Raw genomic sequence first — 4,593 nt, 5'->3', positions numbered from 1 at the left:
TGATGAGAAAGCCGCCCGGGAAGAGCTGCGGGAACAGCTCCGCCCCTACAGCATGCTGGAAATTGCAGGCATGGCACAGCATGTACAGCAGGCAAGAGAAATGGTGATCATTCATCATCCGGACATTATTTTTTTGGATATTGAGATGCCCGGTTTATCAGGATTTGACCTGCTGCAACAGCTACCGGAGCTGCCCGCCATCATCTTTGTTACCGCATTTGACCAGTATGCGGCAAAAGCATTTGACATCAATGCAGTAGACTATCTCCTCAAGCCAATTCGTATGGAACGCTTCGCCATGGCCATGGAACGTGTGCTGGACAGATTATCCGTCCGCCATCACGACCTGCAATACACAAGGCCCATTTTTATTAAAAACGGGAACAGGGGAACGCTCATTCAAGCTACGGACATACAGTACATCACCGCCATCGAAAACTACATCACCCTGGTCAGCAGCGATCAGAAAAGCATTATCAAAAGCTCCCTGCAACAATTTGAGCAACGCCTCGACCCAGCCATATTTTGTCGCATCAACAGGAACCAGGTGGTAAATACCCTGCATATTGGCACCACAAAAACATTACCCAACGGGAGCATGAGCATCACCATGAAAAATGGTGGCCTGCTGGAAACCTCTGTAAGACAGGCTTCCAAATTAAAACAGATTTCACGTTTACCTTAAACACAAACTACATTTTTATATGAAATACTTATTGCTGCTGCTGCTGCTCCTGCTGAGCGGCTCCAGTTACTGCTTTGCCCAATATCCGGGCCATGGGTACGACAGTTTACGCAAAACCATGGAAAGCACTTATCATATTGAGGACAGTATCCTCATCACCACTCCGGAAGGGGTAACGCTAACGGCTACACTGGTCAGTACCAAAACGCTTCGCGAAAAAGTACCGGGTATTCTCTTCTACACCATCTACACCAGTCCGGAAAGAGCATTGCGGGAAGCAAAATCCATGGCCGATCATGGCTATGTGGGCATTGTTGCCAATGCAAGGGGAAAGTATCTCAGCAGAGACAGCATCCGCCCCTATGAGAAAGAAGGTGAAGATGTAAATACAGTGATCGACTGGATCAGCCGGCAGCCCTGGTGTAACGGCGCTGTAGCGATGTATGGAGGAAGCTATTCCGGATTTGCCCAGTGGGCAGCCACCAAACACCTGCATCCTGCACTGAAAACGATTGTTCCATATGTAGCAGCCATACCTGGTCAGGGACTCCCCATGGAAAACAACGTATTTCTTACTGCCAATTATCAATGGGCCTTCTATGTTACGAATAACCACTTCACTGATAATCCGGTCAATAACGATAATAACCGATGGCAGCGTATGCGTGCCAACTGGTTTGACAGCGGAGCCGCTTTCAATAAGATAGACAGTATTGACGGAACGCCCTCTCCGTGGTGGCAGCAATGGCTATCGCATCCCGACTATGACGCCTACTGGCAGGCCATGGTGCCCTGGAAGCAGGACTTCGCTGCCATCCATATTCCCGTGCTGACCATTGAAGGGTATTACGATGACGGCCAGATTTCCGGGCTCGAATACCTGTATAGCCATTACCGTTATAACCCCTCCGCTGAGCATTATCTAATCATTGGCCCTTATGATCATTTTGGTACACAAACAGGTGGCACGGCTATCCTGCGGGGTTATAAAGTGGACAGCGTTGCCCTCATTGACACCAGGGAAATCACCTTTCAGTGGCTCGGTCATATTCTCAAAGGTGCGCCCAAACCAGCCATTCTAAAGGACAAGATTAATTTCGAAGTAATGGACGCTAACAAATGGCGACATGCTCCTGCCATTGAAAAAATGCATGACGTCACCTTAACATTCCACCTTGATCCAAGCTATGACAAAGGGTTTCACCGCCTCAGCCGAAACGCGGACGTAAAAGGCAGTGTCATGCAGACGGTAAATCTGTCGGACAAAACACAAACATCTTCCTATTATCCATATCCACTGGTACAATCATCATTCCCGGGTAATGATGGCCTGGCTTTTATCAGTGATCCACTCCAAGAGGATATCATCATTAGCGGTTCCTTTACAGGCAATCTTTATGTTAAATGCAATAAAAAGGATTTTGATTTCCATGTGGCATTGTACGAAGTACGTGCCGATGGCAGTTATTTTCAGTTATCCCATTACCTCGCGAGAGCGAGTTATATAACAGACAGGACTACACGAAAACTGCTGACTCCTGGTAGTACTCACCGTCTGCCGTTTGAGCGGTCGCGTATGATCTGCAAGCAGCTATCAGCCGGCAGCAGGATCATGGCTGTGATAGATATAGACAGGAATCCCTTTGCGCAGGTGAATTATGGAACAGGGAAAGATGTCAGCAAAGAAACCATTGCCGATGCAGGTGAGCCACTGCAACTCGAATGGCTTTCCAGTAGTACGATTGATATTCCGGTACTTCGGCCATAACTAATTCAACATTTGAAAATCTTAAAAACACATTGAAAATATCGAATTTGACAAGGCAGTATCAAATTGTTTTAACCAAATCAATTTTAATTAAAAGAACGACGGAACTCCAGTGGCGATAAATTGGTTTTGGTTTTAAACAGTTTACTGAAAGATTGCAGATGCTCAAAACCCAGCTCGTAGGCGATTTCACTGACGGAAAGGTTAGTTGTCGATAGTTTCTCTTTAGCCAGTTCTATCAATTTGTTGTGCAGATGTTGCTGGGTATTCAGACCGGTAAGGGATTTGAGCAAACCGCTCAGGTAACCCGGTGAAATATTTAAGTGCTCAGCAATGTATGTCACACTGGGCAATCCTTTTAGGGCAAGAGTGCCGCTGTTAAAGTAATCAGCGAGCAGATCTTCCAGTTTGGTGAGTATCTCATGGCTGGCGGCCTTGCGGGTGATGAATTGGCGCTGATAGAATCTTTCTGAATAGGTTAGCAAGAGTTCCAGTTGGGCGATGATCACGCTACCGCTAAACCTGTCAATATTGGCATGGTACTCCTGCTCAATATTTTGTGTGATGGTGGTGAGCATCATTTCTTCTTTATCCGATAAGTAAAGCGCTTCATTAACGGAGTAATTAAAGAATTCGTATTGCCTGATGTTTTTAGCCAATGGTGTATTCCACAAAAAATCCGGATGGATCAGGATCATCCAGCCTTCAGGGTGATGCATGGCGGCACTTTTTTCAAATTCCACTCCAAAAACCTGCCCGGGCGACATAAAGAATAGCACGCCTTCATCAAAATCACTGCTCTGCTGCCCATACTTGAATTTAACGTTCTTCACCCGTTTCATGGAGATCGAATAAAAATCATAGATCAGGCTAAACGGGCTGTCAGCAAGCGGTTTATTCAAATCCTCCATATGGACCACGCTGATCAGCGGATGTGCAGGGTTAGGCAGCCCGGCAGCCCGATGATATTCGGTGATTGTGTGAAAACGGAAAATCTGTGGATTGTTCATCGTCATTAAAGTTCGTTATTTTTTCCAATAGGCGACAGCAACGCCTTCGCAAAATCAGCGAGTTGTTCAGTCAGTGATTGAGCGAGTTAATCCTGAGAAACAGGCTGCAATAATTTTCATTACTTCTTACCTGGTATAAATACCATTTTCAATATCGGCAAGCAAAGTGGAATGCGTTGGGCGCCAGTTCAGATGTTCCTGTGTCCTTACACTCGACGCGGGGCAGTCGATCGCGGCCATCTGTGCAAACCAGCCAAAATGTTCAGCGGCAGCTTCCGGCGTTATCGAAGCGATCGGAAGATCCAGTTGTTGGCCTATGGCTTCGGCTATTGTTTTCACCGCAATAGCTTCTTCCCCGGAGGCGTGATAGCGTGCCCGCGGTGCAGTGTTTTCTAAAGCCAATCGAAACAAATGCGCCGCATCCAGCCGGTGTACTGCGTTCCAACGATTTTGTCCGTCGCCGATATAAGCAGATACCCCTTTTTCTTTAGCGATATTCACCAGAATGGGTACGAAGCCATGCTTATCGTCGGCGCCATGTACCGATGGCGCTAAGCGGACAACTGCTGCACGTACTCCCAGCGCGGCTACGGCATCAGCTGCTTGTTCAGAAGCCCGGGGCCAGGCAGGGTTGAATGGTGGAAGAATATCTTCTGTGGCTAATTGGCCCGGGCAAACCAGCGCTGTGCCGGAAGTAACGATAAAAGGACGGTCAGAACCGACCAGGACTTCACCAATGTTCGCTATCGCTATTTTATCTACTTCGCATACTTCCTTAAAGCGGGCAAAGTCATGGATAAACCCTGCATGGATCACGCCATCCGATTGAGCAGCGCCGCTCCGAAGGCTTTCCAGGTTTTCAAGATCTCCACGATGCACTTCGGCGCCTGCGTCAATAAGTCTTTGGGCCGACGCATCCGAGCGGGCCAACCCCAATACCTGGTGTCCGGCGGCTATTAATTCCGATACAATGGCAGTACCAACGAAGCCTGTTGCTCCTGTAACAAATATGCGCATGATTACTTTCTTTTGTTGATACAAAGATCGGCGGGTTTTGTCAACCGGGTTTATCCAAATCTGCGTTTGATTTAGCTAAAACCGTGACACTCCCTTTTTATCATCACTTATCT

General features: G+C 47.4%; 4 protein-coding genes. 2 read left to right on the top strand and 2 right to left on the bottom strand.

Annotated elements, in window-relative coordinates:
* The coding region (locus VIP81_RS13800; protein WP_331961499.1) for a LytTR family DNA-binding domain-containing protein at positions 1-685 on the top strand (685 nt) is incomplete at its 5' end.
* 19 nt (positions 686-704) lie between these two features.
* Positions 705-2,453: a CocE/NonD family hydrolase gene (locus tag VIP81_RS13795; RefSeq protein ID WP_331961496.1), complete on the top strand. Its 1,749-nt coding sequence runs from the start codon at positions 705-707 to the stop codon at positions 2,451-2,453.
* Positions 2,454-2,539: 86 nt separating this feature from the next.
* Here the strand turns inward: VIP81_RS13795 and VIP81_RS13790 are convergent, their stop codons facing one another.
* Positions 2,540-3,463, bottom strand: coding sequence for a helix-turn-helix transcriptional regulator (locus tag VIP81_RS13790; RefSeq protein WP_331961502.1), 924 nt, complete (start codon positions 3,461-3,463; stop codon positions 2,540-2,542).
* Positions 3,464-3,589: 126 nt separating this feature from the next.
* The gene (locus tag VIP81_RS13785) at positions 3,590-4,480 is read right to left on the bottom strand and encodes an SDR family oxidoreductase (protein ID WP_331961493.1); all 891 of its coding nucleotides are present in this window, start codon (positions 4,478-4,480) and stop codon (positions 3,590-3,592) included.
* Positions 4,481-4,593: the final 113 nt, after the last annotated feature.

Origin of the sequence: Chitinophaga sp., assembly GCF_036566945.1 — a bacterium.
Classification (GTDB): Bacteria; Bacteroidota; Bacteroidia; order Chitinophagales; family Chitinophagaceae; genus Chitinophaga.
This window is presented reverse-complemented; position numbering and strand designations above follow the sequence as displayed.